Annotated in this window: 14 protein-coding genes; 11 read left to right on the plus strand and 3 right to left on the minus strand. The window is 63.4% G+C overall.

The window, feature by feature from the left end; all coding sequences use genetic code 11:
* Positions 1–71: 71 nt before the first annotated feature.
* On the plus strand, positions 72–2,696 hold the full coding sequence (gene alaS / locus PQR53_RS29640; RefSeq protein WP_408462068.1) for an alanine--tRNA ligase: 2,625 nt from the start codon (positions 72–74) through the stop codon (positions 2,694–2,696).
* Between the two features lie 63 nt (positions 2,697–2,759).
* Here alaS and PQR53_RS29645 read toward each other — a convergent pair whose 3' ends face one another.
* A complete protein-coding gene (locus tag PQR53_RS29645) occupies positions 2,760–3,671 on the minus strand; it encodes a LysR family transcriptional regulator (RefSeq protein WP_408462071.1) in 912 nt (303 codons plus the stop codon).
* Positions 3,672–3,789: 118 nt separating this feature from the next.
* On the opposite strand from PQR53_RS29645, the gene PQR53_RS29650 reads away from it, so the two are divergent.
* The 10 genes from PQR53_RS29650 to PQR53_RS29695 all read left to right on the plus strand — a co-directional run bounded on the left by PQR53_RS29650 (position 3,790) and on the right by PQR53_RS29695 (position 15,022).
* Positions 3,790–5,055, plus strand: coding sequence for a YbfB/YjiJ family MFS transporter (locus tag PQR53_RS29650; protein WP_408462074.1), 1,266 nt, complete (start codon positions 3,790–3,792; stop codon positions 5,053–5,055).
* Positions 5,056–5,238: 183 nt separating this feature from the next.
* Positions 5,239–6,270, plus strand: coding sequence for a threonine aldolase family protein (locus PQR53_RS29655; RefSeq protein WP_408462077.1), 1,032 nt, complete (start codon positions 5,239–5,241; stop codon positions 6,268–6,270).
* 47 nt (positions 6,271–6,317) lie between these two features.
* A complete protein-coding gene (locus PQR53_RS29660; protein ID WP_408462080.1) occupies positions 6,318–6,848 on the plus strand; it encodes an NUDIX domain-containing protein in 531 nt (176 codons plus the stop codon).
* An 80-nt stretch (positions 6,849–6,928) separates the two neighbouring features.
* Positions 6,929–7,378 (plus strand): acyl-CoA thioesterase, encoded by a 450-nt coding sequence (locus PQR53_RS29665; protein ID WP_408462083.1) that lies wholly within the window; start codon positions 6,929–6,931, stop codon positions 7,376–7,378.
* 4 nt (positions 7,379–7,382) lie between these two features.
* Positions 7,383–8,321, plus strand: coding sequence for a branched-chain amino acid ABC transporter permease (locus tag PQR53_RS29670; protein ID WP_408462086.1), 939 nt, complete (start codon positions 7,383–7,385; stop codon positions 8,319–8,321).
* Positions 8,314–9,603, plus strand: coding sequence for a branched-chain amino acid ABC transporter permease (locus tag PQR53_RS29675; protein WP_408462089.1), 1,290 nt, complete (start codon positions 8,314–8,316; stop codon positions 9,601–9,603). The genes PQR53_RS29670 and PQR53_RS29675 overlap by 8 nt, the downstream gene beginning before the upstream one ends.
* Positions 9,600–10,352 carry an ABC transporter ATP-binding protein gene (locus PQR53_RS29680; protein WP_408462092.1) on the plus strand — a complete coding sequence of 251 codons (753 nt, stop codon included), beginning with the start codon at positions 9,600–9,602 and terminating at the stop codon, positions 10,350–10,352. The genes PQR53_RS29675 and PQR53_RS29680 overlap by 4 nt, the downstream gene beginning before the upstream one ends.
* Positions 10,349–11,062 (plus strand): ABC transporter ATP-binding protein, encoded by a 714-nt coding sequence (locus PQR53_RS29685; protein ID WP_408462095.1) that lies wholly within the window; start codon positions 10,349–10,351, stop codon positions 11,060–11,062. Before PQR53_RS29680 ends, PQR53_RS29685 begins: the two co-directional genes overlap by 4 nt.
* A 563-nt stretch (positions 11,063–11,625) precedes the next feature.
* On the plus strand, positions 11,626–13,908 hold the full coding sequence (locus tag PQR53_RS29690) for a hypothetical protein (protein WP_408462138.1): 2,283 nt from the start codon (positions 11,626–11,628) through the stop codon (positions 13,906–13,908).
* Between the two features lie 823 nt (positions 13,909–14,731).
* A complete protein-coding gene (locus PQR53_RS29695; protein WP_408462098.1) occupies positions 14,732–15,022 on the plus strand; it encodes a hypothetical protein in 291 nt (96 codons plus the stop codon).
* On the opposite strand, the gene iolB is transcribed toward PQR53_RS29695, so the two are convergent.
* The gene (gene iolB / locus PQR53_RS29700) at positions 15,006–15,806 is read right to left on the minus strand and encodes a 5-deoxy-glucuronate isomerase (protein ID WP_408462101.1); all 801 of its coding nucleotides are present in this window, start codon (positions 15,804–15,806) and stop codon (positions 15,006–15,008) included. The two genes, PQR53_RS29695 and iolB, sit on opposite strands and share 17 nt — an antisense overlap.
* Positions 15,803–16,729, minus strand: a complete 927-nt coding sequence (gene iolE / locus PQR53_RS29705) for a myo-inosose-2 dehydratase (protein ID WP_408462104.1) — start codon at positions 16,727–16,729, stop codon at positions 15,803–15,805. Before iolE ends, iolB begins: the two co-directional genes overlap by 4 nt.
* Positions 16,730–16,736 lie beyond the last annotated feature (7 nt).

A 16,736-nucleotide genomic window follows, 5' to 3' on the forward strand; every position in this document is an offset into this window, starting at 1 on the left:
CGTTTAAGAAACAAACAGTTGGCGCATCCCATGATGCCGCCGGTAACAGCCAGGACCGTCCCCCGCACGCTATGAAAGCCGCCGAAATCCGCGAGAAATTCCTCAAGTTCTTCGAATCGAAGGGCCATACGATCGTTCGCTCGTCGAGCCTTGTGCCCGGCAACGACCCGACACTGCTCTTCACCAATTCGGGAATGGTGCAGTTCAAAGATGTGTTCCTCGGCGCGGAATCGCGTCCGTATTCGCGCGCCACGACCGCGCAGCGCAGCGTGCGCGCCGGCGGCAAGCATAACGATCTGGAAAACGTCGGCTACACCGCGCGTCACCACACGTTCTTTGAAATGCTGGGCAACTTCTCGTTCGGCGACTACTTCAAGCGCGACGCGATCCACTACGCGTGGGAGTTGCTGACCGGCGTGTACCAGTTGCCGAAAGACAAGCTGTGGGTCACCGTCTATCACGAAGACGACGAAGCGCACGACATTTGGGCCAAGGAAGTCGGCGTGCCGGTCGAACGGATCATCCGCATCGGCGACAACAAGGGTGCGCGCTACGCGTCGGACAACTTCTGGCAGATGGCCGACGTCGGCCCGTGCGGCCCGTGCTCGGAAATCTTCTACGACCACGGCCCGGACGTGTGGGGCGGCCCCCCGGGGTCTCCTGAAGAAGACGGCGACCGCTACATCGAGATCTGGAATCTCGTGTTCATGCAGTTCAGCCGCGACGCCCAGGGCAACATGACGCCGCTGCCCAAGCAGTGCGTCGACACGGGCATGGGTCTGGAGCGTATCGCCGCGGTTCTGCAGCACGTGCACAGCAACTACGAGATCGATCTGTTCCAGGCGCTCATCAAGGCCGCGGGCCGTGAAACCGGCGTGACCGATCTGACGAACAACTCGCTGAAGGTGATCGCCGATCACATCCGCGCCTGCTCGTTCCTGATCGTCGACGGCGTGATTCCGGGCAACGAAGGCCGCGGCTACGTGCTGCGCCGTATCGTGCGCCGCGCGATCCGTCATGGCTACAAGCTGGGCAAGAAGGGTTCGTTCTTCCACCGCATGGTGCCGGACCTCGTCGCGCAAATGGGCGAGGCCTATCCGGAACTGAAGGACGCCGAACAACGCGTGACCGACGTGCTGCGTCAGGAAGAAGAGCGTTTCTTCGAGACCATCGAGCACGGCATGTCGATTCTGGAGAGCGCGCTGGCCGATCTGGAAGCGAAGGGCGGCAAGACGCTCGACGGCGAACTCGCATTCAAACTGCACGACACCTACGGTTTCCCGCTCGATCTGACGGCAGACGTGTGCCGCGAGCGCGAAGTAACGGTCGACGAGGCAGCCTTCGACGAAGCGATGGACCGCCAGCGCGAGCAGGCTCGCGCGGCAGGCAAGTTCAAGATGGCGCAGGGTCTCGAATACTCGGGCGCGAAGACCACGTTCCACGGCTACGAAGAAATCGTCTTCGACGACGCGAAGGTGATCGCGCTGTACGTGGACGGTGCGTCGGTCAAGGAAGTGAGCAACGGCCAGCAGGCGGTCGTCGTGCTCGACCATACGCCGTTCTACGCGGAGTCCGGCGGCCAGGTCGGCGACCAGGGCGTGCTGGCGAACGCGAGCGTACGCTTCGCGGTAGTGGACACGTTGAAGGTACAAGCCGACGTGGTTGGCCATCACGGCACGCTGGAGCAGGGTACGTTGAAGGTCGGCGACGTCGTGAAGGCGGAAATCGACGCGGTGCGTCGTGCCCGCACCGAGCGCAACCACTCGGTCACCCACCTGATGCACAAGGCGCTGCGAGAAGTGCTCGGTTCGCATGTGCAGCAGAAGGGCTCTCTGGTCGATGCGGACAAGACCCGTTTCGACTTCGCGCACAACGCGCCGATGACCGACGAGCAGATCCGTCAGGTCGAAGCGATCGTCAATGCGGAAGTGCTGGCGAACGCGCCGGGCATCGTACGCGTGATGCCGTTCGACGAAGCGGTGAAGGGCGGCGCAATGGCACTGTTCGGCGAAAAGTATGGCGACGAAGTGCGCGTGCTCGACCTCGGTTTCTCGCGTGAGTTGTGCGGCGGTACGCACGTGCATCGCACGGGTGACATTGGCCTCTTCAAGATCGTGATGGAAGGCGGCGTGGCTGCCGGTATCCGTCGCGTGGAAGCAATCACGGGCGACAACGCCGTGCGCTTCGTGCAGGATCTCGACGCGCGGATCAATGCCGCTGCGGCCGTGTTGAAGACGCAGCCGTCGGAACTGACGCAGCGGATCGTGCAGGTGCAGGAGCAGGTGAAGTCGCTCGAGAAGGAACTGAGCGCATTGAAATCGAAGATGGCGTCGAGCCAGGGCGATGAGCTTGCCGGTCAGGCAATCGAAGTGGCCGGCGTGCACGTGCTGGCTGCAACGCTCGAGGGCGCGGACGTGAAAACGCTGCGCGAAACGGTCGACAAGCTGAAGGACAAGCTGAAGAGCGCGGCGATCGTGCTGGCCTCGGTCGAAGGCGGCAAGGTGAGTCTGATTGCCGGTGTGACGGCAGATGCCAGCAAGAAGGTGAAGGCCGGTGAACTGGTCAACTTCGTTGCGCAGCAAGTCGGTGGCAAGGGCGGCGGCCGGCCGGACATGGCGCAAGCCGGCGGCACCGAGCCGGCGAATCTGCCGGCAGCGCTGGCCGGCGTGAAGGGTTGGGTCGAAGCCCAGCTTTGATTCGGGTTTGATCAGGCCAGGCGGGGCGCCAGCAATATGAGCGCGTCCCGCGCGGCTAATCTGTCAGGCAGCCGCTGTGGTTGCAACGGCAGGTGCGTCCAACGCAGCCACTTCTGACACCAGCGTCTGCCGCAGCGCATTCAGCGCGGAGGAAAAATGCCCCCGCCGCCAGACCAGAAGCGTTTCAATCTCTCCAATATCGTGAAGCTCGTGAACGGCGATATTGCTGGCGTCGCCCTGCAAATTCAGCACTGACCTGGGCGCCACCGCCACTCCGGCCCCGGCCGCTACGCACGCCACAATTGCATGGTAAGAGCCCAGCTCCAGCACGCGAGCCGGCCTCACGCCATGTTCCAGATACCACTTCTCGATGTACGCCCGGTAAACACACCCGCGCTCGAACGCGATCAGCGTCGATAGCGCGATATCCCGCACTTCCCGAATCGGCCGATGGCCACGCGGCGACAGCATCACCAGCTCTTCGCGGAAAACCGGCACCGTCTCGAACAGTTCGCCGAGCGCCGCAGGATCGGGCGGCGTGGCCACCAGGGCCGCATCTATTTCGAATTCGCGGACACGCTCGATCAGCTTGCCAGTCGTGCCGGTTTCCAGTTCCAGCGCGACATCCGGCCACTGCTGGTGATAGCGCGCGAGCAATCCGGGCAGACGCGTCGCCGCGACGCTTTCCATCGCGCCCAGACGCAAGCGCCCGCTCGGACGATCCTCGCGCACCGCATGGCGGGCTTCGTCGGCGAGCGCGAGCAGACGTTCGGCGTAGGGCAGTAACGTCTCGCCAGCCGGCGTCAAAACGAGACGCCGGCCGTCGCGGATGAACAGGTCGGTGCCCAGTTGTTCCTCGAGCTGCTTGATCCGCGTGGTGACGTTCGATTGCACGCGATTGAGCTTGGCAGCGGCCCGCGTCACGCCATTTTCGCGCACGACGGCCCGAAAAATGGTCAAGGCGGCCAGATCCATGATTCTCTCCTAGCGATGGGTGGCATTCTAATTATTCATTTTTCGTGATTGAAAGGTCAAGCTAATATTGGTTCAAGCGTCCGGTAACCGCCGGTCCGAATCCATGGATTGCCTGCTCATGAACGATCTCGCTTCCAGCGCATACGACGTTGCTGTCGAACGTCATGCCGCCCGCCGCGCGGCGCTTGCCTGCATGGTTACTCTCGCCGTGGTGCTCGGCGTCGGGCGCTTTGCGTTCACGCCGCTCCTGCCGCTGATGCTTCACGGCAGCCACTTCGGTCAGCCGCAAATCGATATCCAGCACGGCGGCTGGCTCGCGTCGTTCAACTACGCGGGGTATTTCGTCGGCGCGCTCGCGTGTGCGGCGCTGCGGGTCGAGCCGGCGCGCATGGTGCGGGCCGGGCTCGTCGCAACGGTCTTGCTGACGCTGGCGATGGGCGTAACCAGTCAATTCTGGGTGTGGGCCGTCGTGCGATTTGTCGCCGGCGCGGTCAGCGCCTGGACCTTCGTGTTCGCCTCGCAATGGGGCCTGCGGCGGCTCGCCGAACTTGGCGCGCACGGGTGGGCCGGGGTGATCTATACGGGCCCGGGCGTGGGCATCGTCGGAACAGGCCTGCTGGTCAGCGCTGCGGGTGGCTACGGCGCGACGGCCGGTTGGATCGGCTTCGGGTTGATCTCGGCGGTGCTTTCGATCGTGGTTTGGCCTGTGTTCAGGACCGTGACCCATGCCGCCTCGCGAGCTGCGGTGCCAACTGCGGGCGGGGCAAATGCCGCCGTTCATGCGAGTCGGCGCCCTGCGGCCGGCCAAAGCACCGCCGCAGACCACCCCTCGCACCGCGCCGATTCCTTCTGGCTGATCCTGCTCTACGGCGTGCCCGGCTTCGGCTACATCATCACCGCGACTTTCCTGCCGGTGATTGCGCGCCACGCGCTGCCGGGCTCGTTCTGGCCCGATCTGTTCTGGCCGATGTTTGGCGCGGCTCTGGTCGTCGGCGCGTTGCTCGCGGCACGCCTGCCGATGCATTGGGACAACCGCTCGCTGCTCGCCGGTTGTTACGTGCTGCAAGCAGCAGGGATTGCGCTCGGCATCGTCTGGCCGACGGCGGGCGGCTTTTCGCTCGGCAGTATCCTGATCGGTCTGCCATTCACCGCCATCACGCTGTTCGCGATGCGCGAAGCCCGGCGCCTGCGTGGCGACGCCGCGGCCGGCCTGATGGGTTATGCAACCGCGGTGTATGGCATCGGGCAGATCGTCGGCCCGCTGGTGGCGGCGCCGATCGCCGAACGCACCGGCTCCTTTTCGCCGGCGTTGTCGCTGGCGGCCGGGGCGTTGCTTCTGGGCGCGCTCGGCCTGATCATCGTGGCGCGCATGCCGCGCCGCTGAGGCCGCATGCCGGTCTGCGGCTGCGGCTGCAACTCACGGCTTTCCATCTCCCGGCGCACGGATGCTCGCGCGGAACTGACAGCCCCTCATTGCCGCAAACCGAAAAACAAATAACCCGCCGGCGCACTAAAATGACCGCTTTCCGTCATCTCAGCGCGCCCGTCGCCGGCCGCGCCCCCCTCCATGCAACATTTCGCGTCCGACAACTACGCCGGCATTTGTCCCGAAGCGCTCGAAGCGTTGATCGCCGCCAACAACAGCGGCCACGAACCGGCCTACGGCGACGATTCCTGGACCAACCAGGTCTGTGACCGTCTGCGGGACCTGTTCCAGACCGACTGCGAAGTGTTTTTTGTGTTCAACGGCACGGCCGCCAATTCGCTGGCGCTGGCGTCGCTGTGCCAGTCGTATCACTCAGTGATCTGCCATGAACTCGCGCACATCGAAACCGATGAATGCGGCGGCCCTGAATTCTTCTCCGGTGGCTCGAAGCTGCTGACGGCGCCAGGCATCGGCGGCAAGCTCACGCCCGATGCCATCGAAGCGGTCGTCACGCGCCGCGCCGATATTCACTACCCGAAGCCGAAAGTGGTCACGCTGACCCAATCGACGGAAGTGGGCACCGTCTACACCGTTGAAGAAGTACGCGCGATCGCGGCGATCGCCAAACGGCGTCATCTGAAGGTGCACATGGACGGCGCGCGGTTTGCGAACGCGGTCGCGGCGCTCGACGTGCATCCGTCCGAGATCACGTGGCGCGCGGGCGTCGACGTGTTGTGCTTCGGCGGCACCAAGAACGGTTTGCCGGTCGGCGAAGCGGTGGTGTTCTTCGACCGCTCGCTCGCCGACGATTTCGCCTACCGCCTGAAGCAGGCCGGCCAACTCGCCTCGAAAATGCGCTTCATCTCCGCGCCGTGGCTCGGTCTGCTGGACAACGACGTCTGGCTGCGCAACGCGCGTCATGCCAATGCAATGGCCGACTTGCTGCAAACGCGGTTGCGGGAAATTCCCGGCGTGAGCATCATGTTTCCGAGAGAATCGAACGCGGTCTTTGCGCAATTGCCTCCGCAGGCTGCCAAGGCGATGCGCGCGCGCGGCTGGAAGTTCTACGAGTTCATCGGCGCGGGCGGTTGCCGTCTGATGTGCGCCTGGGACACGCAGCCGGAAACCGTCGAGCGTTTCGCCGCGCAAGTGCGCGAGCTGTGCACGGCGTGAAACCGCATCAACTGCACGACTAAAACATAAGAGACGCTCCCCTCGCCATGACCGAATACCAATTTTGTCCGCGCTGCGCCACGCCTTTGATCGAGCGCGCCGATGCCGAACACGAAGGCGGCCGCATCCGCCAGATCTGCCCCGACCAGGAATGCGGCTACGTCCACTGGAACAATCCGTTGCCGGTGGTGGCCGCGATCGTCGAGTACGAGGGCAAGATCCTGCTCGCGCGCAACGCCGCATGGCCGGAAGGCATGTTCGCGCTGATCACCGGCTTCCTTGAGAACGGCGAGACGCCGGAAGAGGGCATTGCCCGCGAGGTGCTCGAAGAAACCTCGCTGCACGCGGAGACCATCGAGTTGATCGGCGTGTACGAATTCATCCGCAAGAACGAGCTGATCATCGCGTATCACGTGAAGGCTTATGGCACGGTGGCGCTGTCGCCGGAATTGCTCGAATACCGGCTGGTCGAGCCGGCCAAACTGCGGCCATGGCGCGCGGGCACCGGGCAGGCGCTCGGCGAATGGATGCGGCGGCGCGGATTGCCGTTCGAATTCGTCGAAAAGCCGGGGCAGTAAGTTACGCCACTGAGTTACGCCAATGCGTCACCGCAATGCGTTACGCCAATGAGTTTGGCCATCCACTACACCCCATCACGATGAACAAACCCACAGCCGCCCCGCGCAGCGCCTACCCGCATTTCCTGCCTATCTCCACGCGCTGGATGGACAACGACGTCTACGGTCACGTCAACAACGTCGTCTATTACAGTTACTTCGACACGGTGGTGAACGAGTATCTGATCCGCGCCGGTGTCCTCGATTTCGAGCACGGCGCGACGATCGGCCTCGTGGTCGAGACGCAATGCAATTACTTCGCGCCGCTGGTGTTTCCCGAGCGGGTCGAAGCGGGCTTGCGGGTGGTGCGGCTCGGCACCTCGAGCGTGCGTTACCAGGTGGGCCTCTTCAAGGAAGGCGAAGATCAACCCGCGGCGCAAGGCCATTTCGTGCACGTGTATGTGGATCGTCTCACGCGTCGTCCGGTGACCTTGCCCGCTGAATTGCGCGCGGCGCTGGAGCCGCTAACCGTCGCGGTGCAGGCGGACTAGGCGCGTGCAGTCGTTCGTCATCAATCTGCTCAACGGCGTTAGTTACGGCCTGCTGTTGTTCATGCTGTCGGCAGGTTTGACGCTGATTTTCAGCATGCTCGGCGTGCTGAATTTCGCGCACGCGAGCTTCTATATGCTCGGCGCGTACGTCGGTTTTTCGGTGGCGGCGCATGCGGGTTTCTGGAGTGCGCTGGTGATCGCACCGCTCGTTGTCGGTTTGCTCGGCGCGGCGCTGGAGCGCTGGCTGCTGCGCCGCGTGCGGGTGCACGGTCACCTGCCCGAATTGTTGCTGACGTTCGGCGCCGCGTATCTGCTCGGCGAGCTGGTCAAGCTCGGCTGGGGCTTGAGTCCGCTTGGCGCGACAGTGCCGGCCGTGCTCGACGGGCCGTTGTTCACCGTCTACGGCGCGGCCTTCGCACGCTATCGGGCCTTCATGATGGCCGTGTCGCTGGCGATGCTGGCGGTACTCTACGCGGTGCTGCGTGTGTCGAAGGCGGGGCTGATCGTGCGCGCCGCGCTCACGCACGCGAGCGCTGTCGAGGCGCTCGGCCACAACGTGCCGCGCGTGTTCACCGGCGTGTTCGCGGCAGGCACGGCGCTCGCCGCGCTGGCCGGCGTGATCGGCGCGCCGCTCTTCGTGATCGAGCCGGCGATGGCGGATTCGCTGGGATCGATCGTGTTCGTGGTGGTCGTGATCGGCGGGCTGGGCTCGTTGAGCGGGGCGCTGGCGGCGTCATTGATCGTCGGCTGCGTGCAGACCTTTGCGGTGGCGAGTGACGTCTCGCTGGGCGATCTCACATGGGCATTCGGCGGCGCGCTGCCGGCCGAATGGGACGCGTTGACGCTCGCGCAACTCGCGCCGCTGATTCCCTATCTGCTGCTGGTCGCGATGCTGGCGCTGCGTCCGCGTGGACTGTTCGGCCGGCGAGACGATCATGCGTGAGCCGCCCGGCACGTTCGTGATGCCGGCTGCCACGTCCCGCTCGATGCCGCGCAGGGCCGCACCGTGGCTTGCGCTGGTCCTGTTCCTCGCCGTGCCGCCCTTTGTCTGGCCGCAAAGCTGGCTGCTCGCCTATCTCGCGCAGAGCGCGACGATGATCGTCTTCGCGCTCTCGTACAACCTGCTGCTCGGTGCAACGGGGCTGCTGTCTTTCGGTCATGCCGCTTATTCCGGCCTCGGCGCGCTGATCGCGGCGCAAGTGTTCAACCGCGTCGGCGTGCCGCTCGTGCTGCTGCCGTTGATCGGCGGCCTGGGCGGCGCACTGTGCGGTGTGCTGTTCGGTTTCGTGTCGACGCGGCGTGCCGGAACGGCGTTCGCGATGATCACGCTCGGTATCGGTGAACTCGTCGCGGCGGCCGCGTGGACACTGCCGGACTGGTTCGGCGGCGAGGCCGGCGTGCCGATCGATCGCGCGAGCGGGCCGATGCTCGCAAGCTGGAGTTTCGGCCCGGCACGCGAAGCGTATGCGCTGATCGCGCTGTGGTGCGTGCTGGCGAGCGTGGCGATGTTCGCGTTGTCGCGCACACCGTTCATGCGGCTCGCCAACGCCGTGCGCGACAATCCGGCGCGCGCGGCGGCGATCGGTTGCTATCCGCGGCGCGTGCGCTATGGCGTGGTGGTGATGTCGGCGTTTTTTGCGGGCATTGCAGGCACCCTGGGGTTGATCAATGTCGAACTGGTATCGACGGAAAGCGTCGGCATGATGCGCTCGGGCGCCGTGCTGATCGCGACGGTGATCGGCGGTACGGCGGCGTTTTTCGGGCCGGTCGCCGGCGCGATCGTTCTGACGTTTTTCAGCGTCGCGGTGGCGAGTGTGACGCGAGCTTGGCTGTTCTATCTGGGGCTGTTCTTCATCGTGATCGTGGTGGCCTCGCCGGATGGACTGGCGGGCTTCGCGCAACGGCATTTGGCACGCCTTTCTGATTACGGCTGGCGCGTGTGCAGCAAGGCTTATCTATGGGGCGTGGCCTCAGCGGTGCTGTGGACGCTGGCCGTCGTGCTCGCGGTGCAGTGGGACTATGCCGTGCAATTCGGCGCTGACGATGGCGTGGCTTTCAACGTGATCGGCGTGCCGCTGGCGACGGCCTCGTCGCCTCTTTGGCTCGGCGGCGCGGTGTTCATGCTGGCCGTGACGGGGGCACTCGCGGCGCGCTACGCGCTTCGCGCGCAAGCACGTCTTGCCGTTCGCGCCAGTGCTGCGCCGCTCACCGGAGACGCACGATGATCCCGGCCCTCGCGCTCTACGGCATCGAAAAACGCTTTGGCGCCACGCAGATTCTGCGCGGCGTCGATCTGGCGATCGAGCCCGGTGAGCGCCATGCGTTGATCGGACCGAACGGCGCCGGCAAATCCACGCTCTTCAATCTGATCGCCGGTGGCGCGCGTCCGAGCGCCGGGCGCATCGATCTGTTCGGTGCGGAGATCACGCGTCTCGCGCCGGCCGCGATCACTCGCCGTGGCCTCGCGCGCAGTTTCCAGACCACCAGTGTGTTCGCTCGCCTGAGCGTGTTCGACAACCTGCGCTGTGCCGCCATGCTGGCCGAGCGCGATCGCACGCGCTGGTGGCAGCGTTTCAGCGGTTCACGCACGGTCGATGCACGCGCCGATCAGGTACTCGATGCAGTGGGACTGAGTGCGCGCCGGCATAGTCCGGCCGGCGCACTGAGCTATGCCGAGCAGCGCGCGCTCGATCTCGGCCTCGCGCTCGCGGGTGGCGCGCATACCTTGCTGCTCGATGAACCTACCGCCGGCATGAACCGCGCCGAAGCCGCGCGCGCCATCGAGCTGATTCGCTCGACCACCGCGGGCCGCACGCTGCTGATGGTCGAGCACGACATGGATGCCGTGTTTGCGATCGCCGATCGCATTTCGGTGCTGGTGCAAGGCCGCATCATCGCGACCGGTACGCCGGCGGCGATTCGCGCGGACGCGGCGGTGCGCGCCGCTTACCTCGGCGACGAGTTCCGCCCATGACCGCGTTGCTCGACATTCGACAATTGAACGCGTGGTACGGCGCAAGCCAGACCTTGCATAGCGTGTCGTTACAGATCGGTGCAGGAGAAGTCGTCGCACTGGCTGGGCGCAACGGCTCCGGACGCTCGACGCTGGCGCGCGCGATCATGGGCCTCGTGCGCAGCGAGGGCGAGTTGCGTTTTGCCGGCCATGCGCTCAGCGGGCTGCGCACCTTCGAGATCGCCCGTCTGGGACTCGGTTACGTGCCGGAACATCGCGACGTCTTTCCGACGCTGAGCGTCCACGAGAATCTGCAACTCGGTGTGGCGCCGCAGTCTCGCGGCCGCACTCCGCGCTTTGCCTTCGACGACGCCTACGAACTGTTTCCTGTCCTGCGCGAAAGAAGGCGCACACGCGCTGGCGCGCTATCCGGCGGCGAGCAGCAGATGCTGACGCTTGCCCGGGCATTGCTCGGCGATCCCGACCTGCTGGTCATCGACGAACCCGGCGAGGGCCTCGCCGGCCAGGTGATCGGGCAGGTCGCGCAATGTCTGCGGATGCTGCGTGACCGGGGCGTGGCGATGCTGCTGATCGAACAGCGGCTCGTGATTGCGCAAGATATTGCTAGTCGGGTGGCGGTGATGGGGCATGGAGAAATTGTCTTCGACGACACGCTTGCATCGTTTCTGAAACGGCCGGACGTCATGCAGGAATGGCTCGGCGTGGGTTAGCCGAAGTGCGGCCTAGCTGGGCGTAGCGGCTGCTTCTTTGATGTCGTCCTGGGTTTTTTGCTCCAGCGTTTTTGAAGGGTGTCTCGCGGCGGTTGTATTGCAGTGCCGCATTCGAATTTGCGACTACTTTGCTGTCCTGATGCGCCCCGTCACGCGGGGTGAAGTGCGAGCGCACCTCGTTGCGCGTCCATATCGCTTGCGGGATGCCGTTTGAATCCTGTTTGTACGTAGACCACACAGGCCCGACGCATAGGGCTTTCCAATGACTCGCCGTAGCGATTCAAACGCTTGATCGTTTGGTGAGCGTCCTCCAGAAATCTTGTCGGCAGCGCGCTGACAAATAAAGACAATCGAGTCAAAGGCGCGCCACGGCGGCAAGGTGTTTAAAGCCGACGTATGTGCGACGGACCATGCCGTGCCGGACGCGCGAAAGACGCGCCTCGGCTTCAGGAGGAGACAGCATGAAACAGACGGACGCATCGAGCGAGAAATCGGCTGACGACGCGCGCACTGAGCGCTTGCTTTTGCGGCGACCGCTTCTTCAAAGGATGTTGGCATTACGAATGGCGCGCGCGCCGCTTGGGCAGACGTGGCGCGCGCGTAGCGGCGCAGGTGCCGCGCTGCTGACGGCGGCGCTATTGATGTCCGCATGCGCTGACGCGAGTTCCACGACGAGCGATGCGGCTTCAGTACCATCGACACAGACCAGTGCGGCTGCGAATGCCACGAGCAGCGACGATGGTCCGCTGACGGCGAAATCGCAACCGGATGGGGGACTCACCGCCGACCAACCAGCCTCTCAACCACGTCCCTCGCTGGAAGTTGCTAAAGCCAAACAACTCGCTGCCGAACAGAGCGTCGCTCTACGTGTCCCATCCGCGAGCGGCATGACCGAGACGCGCAGCCGTCCGCTGACGCTGCGCGACTCCGGCATCGACGGTTCGTTGATGTTCGCGCGCGATGTCGACTTTCGGGTGACAGGCGACATCGGCTTCATGATTCACGACATGGCGGCGACGCTGACTCCGGCGCGCGCCGGCCAGCCGATCGTGTTCGACGATCCAACCAGCGTGACGATCAACGTTCACCGCGGCGAGGTCACGCTCGACAGCGCCAAACTCACGGCGATTTTCAACCTCTATCTGTTCCAGTACCAGGGCTCGCCGCTGCGCAACATGCGTGTCGTGCCGCAAGACGGCGGCACGCTGCGCATCACGGGCGAGATGCATCGCGACACGTGGGTGCCGATCGTGCTGGTTGGATCACTGTCGATGCGCAACGCCGACGACCTCGTATTCCACGCCGAGCACGTCGAGGTGGCCGGCGTCGGCGCCGACAAGCTGATGCAGGCCGCGCACGTGAAGATGGCCGACCTGTTGAAAGTGGACACGCCGATTGCGCGTCTGGACGGCGACGACGTCGTGATGCAGGTGGCCAAACTCACACCGCCGCCCGCGTTACGCATGACGATCACGCGGATCGGCACCAGTGCGGCAGGAGTGCGCTTCACGCTTGACGACCGCACGATCCAGAAGATCGACTGGCCCGCGACGATGCCGCCGCGCGGCATGCTGGTGCAGGGCGGCGACGTAAAGTTCATGCGTTCGATGCCGATGAACATCGACATGGCGCTGACACCGCTCGATACGAACGCGCCGTTCGTGCTCGACCTGTACCACTACCGCGACCAGATGGCGGCCGGCTACTTTACCTTCGACGCGGCCGGTGCACTGGACGTCCATCTACCGTCATATACGACGCTGGCCAGCGCTGCGAAGGATGCACCGACGCAGACGGGCAGTGCGAGCGCGCGCTTTAACGACAGCTTGATCCGCGCGCAGCAGGCGTCGCTCGCGCAGGCGCGTCTCGTGTGGCAACACGTGCCGCAGACGTTGCGGACTGCATCGGTTGCGCGCGCGATTCCGGTCGGCACGCGCGCGGCGTTTTCCGGTCAGAGCATGGCGGCCCCGGGCTCCGCGCTTAGCGACGAGCGGCATTCGCTGGGCGCTGCGCCGTTGATTCACGTTGAGAATGTCGACTTCTACGTAGCGGGCCGGATCGGCTTTCATGTGCGTTCGCTCGATGCGCAGATGGTGGCGAAGAAGCCGGGTCAACCGGTCGATCTCGACGATCCCGATCAGTACGACATTCGCATCATTGGCGGCGAGGTGATCGAGCCGTGGCCGGCGATGGCGGCGTTGTTCAATGATTATCTGCTCGATTACGAGCCGCGTTCGCTGAACGATTTGCAGTTGAAGCCGGTGGACGGCAAGTTGGAAGTGACGGGCGGCATCAAGTTGTGGAATCACTTTCCAGGCGTGTGGTTGCCGACGACGATGGGCGGCACGATCGTGGCGAAGGATGAGCGGCATCTTGTTTATGAGCCGACCTTGGTGAGGGTGCTGGGTGTGCCGCAGGCGGGGTTATTGCGGGCGCTGGATATTCCGTTGGCGTCGTTGACGCCTTTTACGCGCAAGGGTGTTGCGTTGAAGGGTAACGAACTGGTGTTCGATCAGTACACTGTGTTTCCGCCGCCGGTTTTGCAGGGGCGGCTGGCGAGTGCCACTGTGACTGACGAAGGATTGGTGTTGAAGTTCAAGCGGGATAGTGATGTTGCAGTTGCTAGGGCGCCTGTCGGCGCTGGGAAGAGTTTTGTTTGGATCGAATCTGGTGATGTGAAGATGTTTAATTCGTTGGTCACGAATGCCAGGACTTTTATTAAGGATAGTTCTAATCCTGGGGTGATGAGGTTTGATCTTTATGGGTATCGGAGGGATGTTGCCAAAGGGACTGTCAGGATGGGGGAGGATGGAGGGTTGGAGGTGGATGTTGGGGCTAGGAAATAGTCGGGTTTTTTGCCTGTGCGGCGCTTGTTGCTGGTTGCCTACGGCGGTGGGCTTTTCTTGAGCTTGTTGCCCGCGTGGCGCTTGTTTGTGTTTTTATGGCGTTGGCCTTTCCTTGATTTGTTATTGGATTATTAGCGTTGCCCCTGTGCGGGGCGGCACCTACTTTTCTTTGCCGGCCGCAAAGAAAAGATAGGCAAAAGAAAGCGGCTCACACCGCCAGCTCATAAGCGGGTCCCCCGCACAGTCGCGGTAGTGGTGCATCTGGAATCCGTGCCCTCGCACATTCGGCCTGAGTGACAAAGCCGTCATACCTCCCGCCTCGCACTGGTGCTCGCCGGAACGGGAAATCAGGAAGAGCGGCGGCTTCGCTCGGGACTCGTGTCAGTCATCTGCATCTCTTCACAAAGCCATCATTCTTCCGGCCCCCCCCGGGCGCGCCGAAGCGCATTGCTTGAAACCGCCCGATGCGTTCTCGAACTCACACTTCATTTGGCGCCGTGGCTAAGCGTGTATCGCGTATATGCATCTCTACCTCTACCTCTACCTCTACCTCTACCTCGACCGCCGCCTCTGTCTCTGCCTCTATCTGGGTCTCTGTCTGTGGCTTTCTCTCGGTATTGTCAGGGCATTTTGCCGAGGCGAAGCCGATGGTTCCCAACGCGCCCAAGCGACGCTCAATGTTTCTGATGAACCTTTCCGGCGAGCACGTAGTGCGAGGCGGGAGGTATGACGGCTTTGTCACTCGCGCCGAATGTGCGAGGGCGCGGATTCCAGATGCACCACTACCGTGACTGTGCGGGGGACCCGCTTATGAGCTAGCGGTGTGAGCCGCTTTCTTTTGCCTACTTTTCTTTGCGGCAGGCAAAGAAAAGTAGGTGCCGCCCCGCACAGGGGCAACGCTAATAATCCAATAACAAATCAAGGAAAGGCCAACGCCATAAAAACACAGACCAACAAACGCCGAGCAGGCAAACAAGCTCAACAAAAGCCCACCGCCGTAGGCAACCAGCCAACAAGCGCCGCGCAGGCAACGATCTCAAGAAAAGGCCGACGGCATAAAAGCACAGACAAACAAACCGCTCCGCAGGAAAAAACCTTCAACTATCCTTATTAATAATCCACTCATGCGCAGGATCATTGCGAAAATGCCACACGCGCTGTCCTCCTGCCATCACATTCAAATAATAAGACTCATACCCGTAGGGAACAACAACCGGATGATACCCACGCGGCACCATCACGACATCGTGATTCTCAACCGCCATCGACTGATCGATATCACGCATGTCCGTATACACCCGCTGAAAAGCAAACCCTTGCGGCGGATCGAGCCGATGATAGTAAGTCTCTTCGAGTGAACTCTCACGAGGCACATTATCCGTATCGTGCTTATGCGGCGGATAACTGGACGCATGCCCACCAGGCGTCCGAACCTCAACAACCAGCAAAGACTCCGCAAGCTCAGTCTGCGGAAGAATGTCGCATACGTATCGTGTATTCAGTCCCTTGCCGCGCGTGGAGCGCTTCATCGTGGAAGGTTCGATCAACCTCGCCGGATACGCTCCCTTGCCAGGCGCACTCGCCACGCCAACCTCCGCATCGCGACAGGCGCGAACCGTCGCCCGCACGCCAGGCGGCAAATACACCGCATACGGCGCGGAATCCTCGAACACGCTATCGCGTGAACCCAGCGAACTCCATTTGGCATCCGCCGTTTCAATATCCACCGCGCCCATCAGCACCACGATACACACCTCACGGGACGGCTCGAAAACATGCACGACTTCATCCGCGCCCAGCCGGTATGCAGCAAACCCCACATACCGCCAGCACGCCGACTCCGGCGTCACCCGCACGATTGTCTGGCCCTCGCGCTGCGCCTTCACCAATAAACTCATGCCGCCTCCTGCTCAGTCTTGTCACCCGCGTCGAGCGGCGCATCGGCCAGCGCTCGCAAGGTCCGAAAGCCCTTCTCCGCATACGCGTACGACGGCGCCACCACCGGGTCCTGTTCCGCTTCCACCACCAGCCAGCCGCGATAACCATGCCGCTTCAATCGATCGATGAGCGCGGCAAAGTTCACCGCGCCATCGCCCGGTACCGTGAATGCGCCGTTGATCACGGCGTCGAGAAAACTCCAGTTGCGATTGCGTGCCAGCTTCATCACCGCGGGTCGAACGTCCTTGCAGTGCACATGGCATACGCGGCCGATGTGCCTGTCGAGTACCGCGAGCGGATCGCCGCCGGCAAACGTGATGTGCCCCGCATCGAATAGCAGGCCGACGGCGTCGCTCGTGCGCGACATCAACTGGTCGACGTCAGCCGGCGTTTCGACATACGCGCCCATGTGATGGTGGTACGCGAGCCGTACGCCGCGGCTCAGTGTATAGCGCGCGAATTCGTCGACGCGTGCCGCGTATGCAGTCCAATGCGCGTCGCTGAAAAAACGCGGCCGTTGATACAGCGGCTGCGGTGCGCCCTGGATCGAATCGGCGACTTCCCCATAGACCATCACCGTCGCGCCGTTCTGCGCAAGCAGCTCGAGGTGCGGGCCGACCGAGGCGATTTCCTCCGCCACGCTGCGTCGCGCGAGCCGGCCGGAGTACCAGCCGGACACCAAGGCCAGATCGTATTCGGCAAGCAACGTTTTCAATGCCTGCGGTTCGCGCGGAAACTTGTTGCCGAGCTCGAACCCCTGGTAGCCGATCTGGCGTCCTTCGCTCAACGCGACGTCGAGCGGCGTTTCGCCGCCGAGCGAAGGCAGGTCGTCGTTCATCCACGATAAGGGATTGATGCCGATACGTACGTCGAAAGCAGTCATGCGGGCG

The organism is Paraburkholderia fungorum (assembly GCF_046027605.1).
In the GTDB taxonomy this organism is placed as follows: Bacteria; Pseudomonadota; Gammaproteobacteria; order Burkholderiales; family Burkholderiaceae; genus Paraburkholderia; species Paraburkholderia fungorum_F.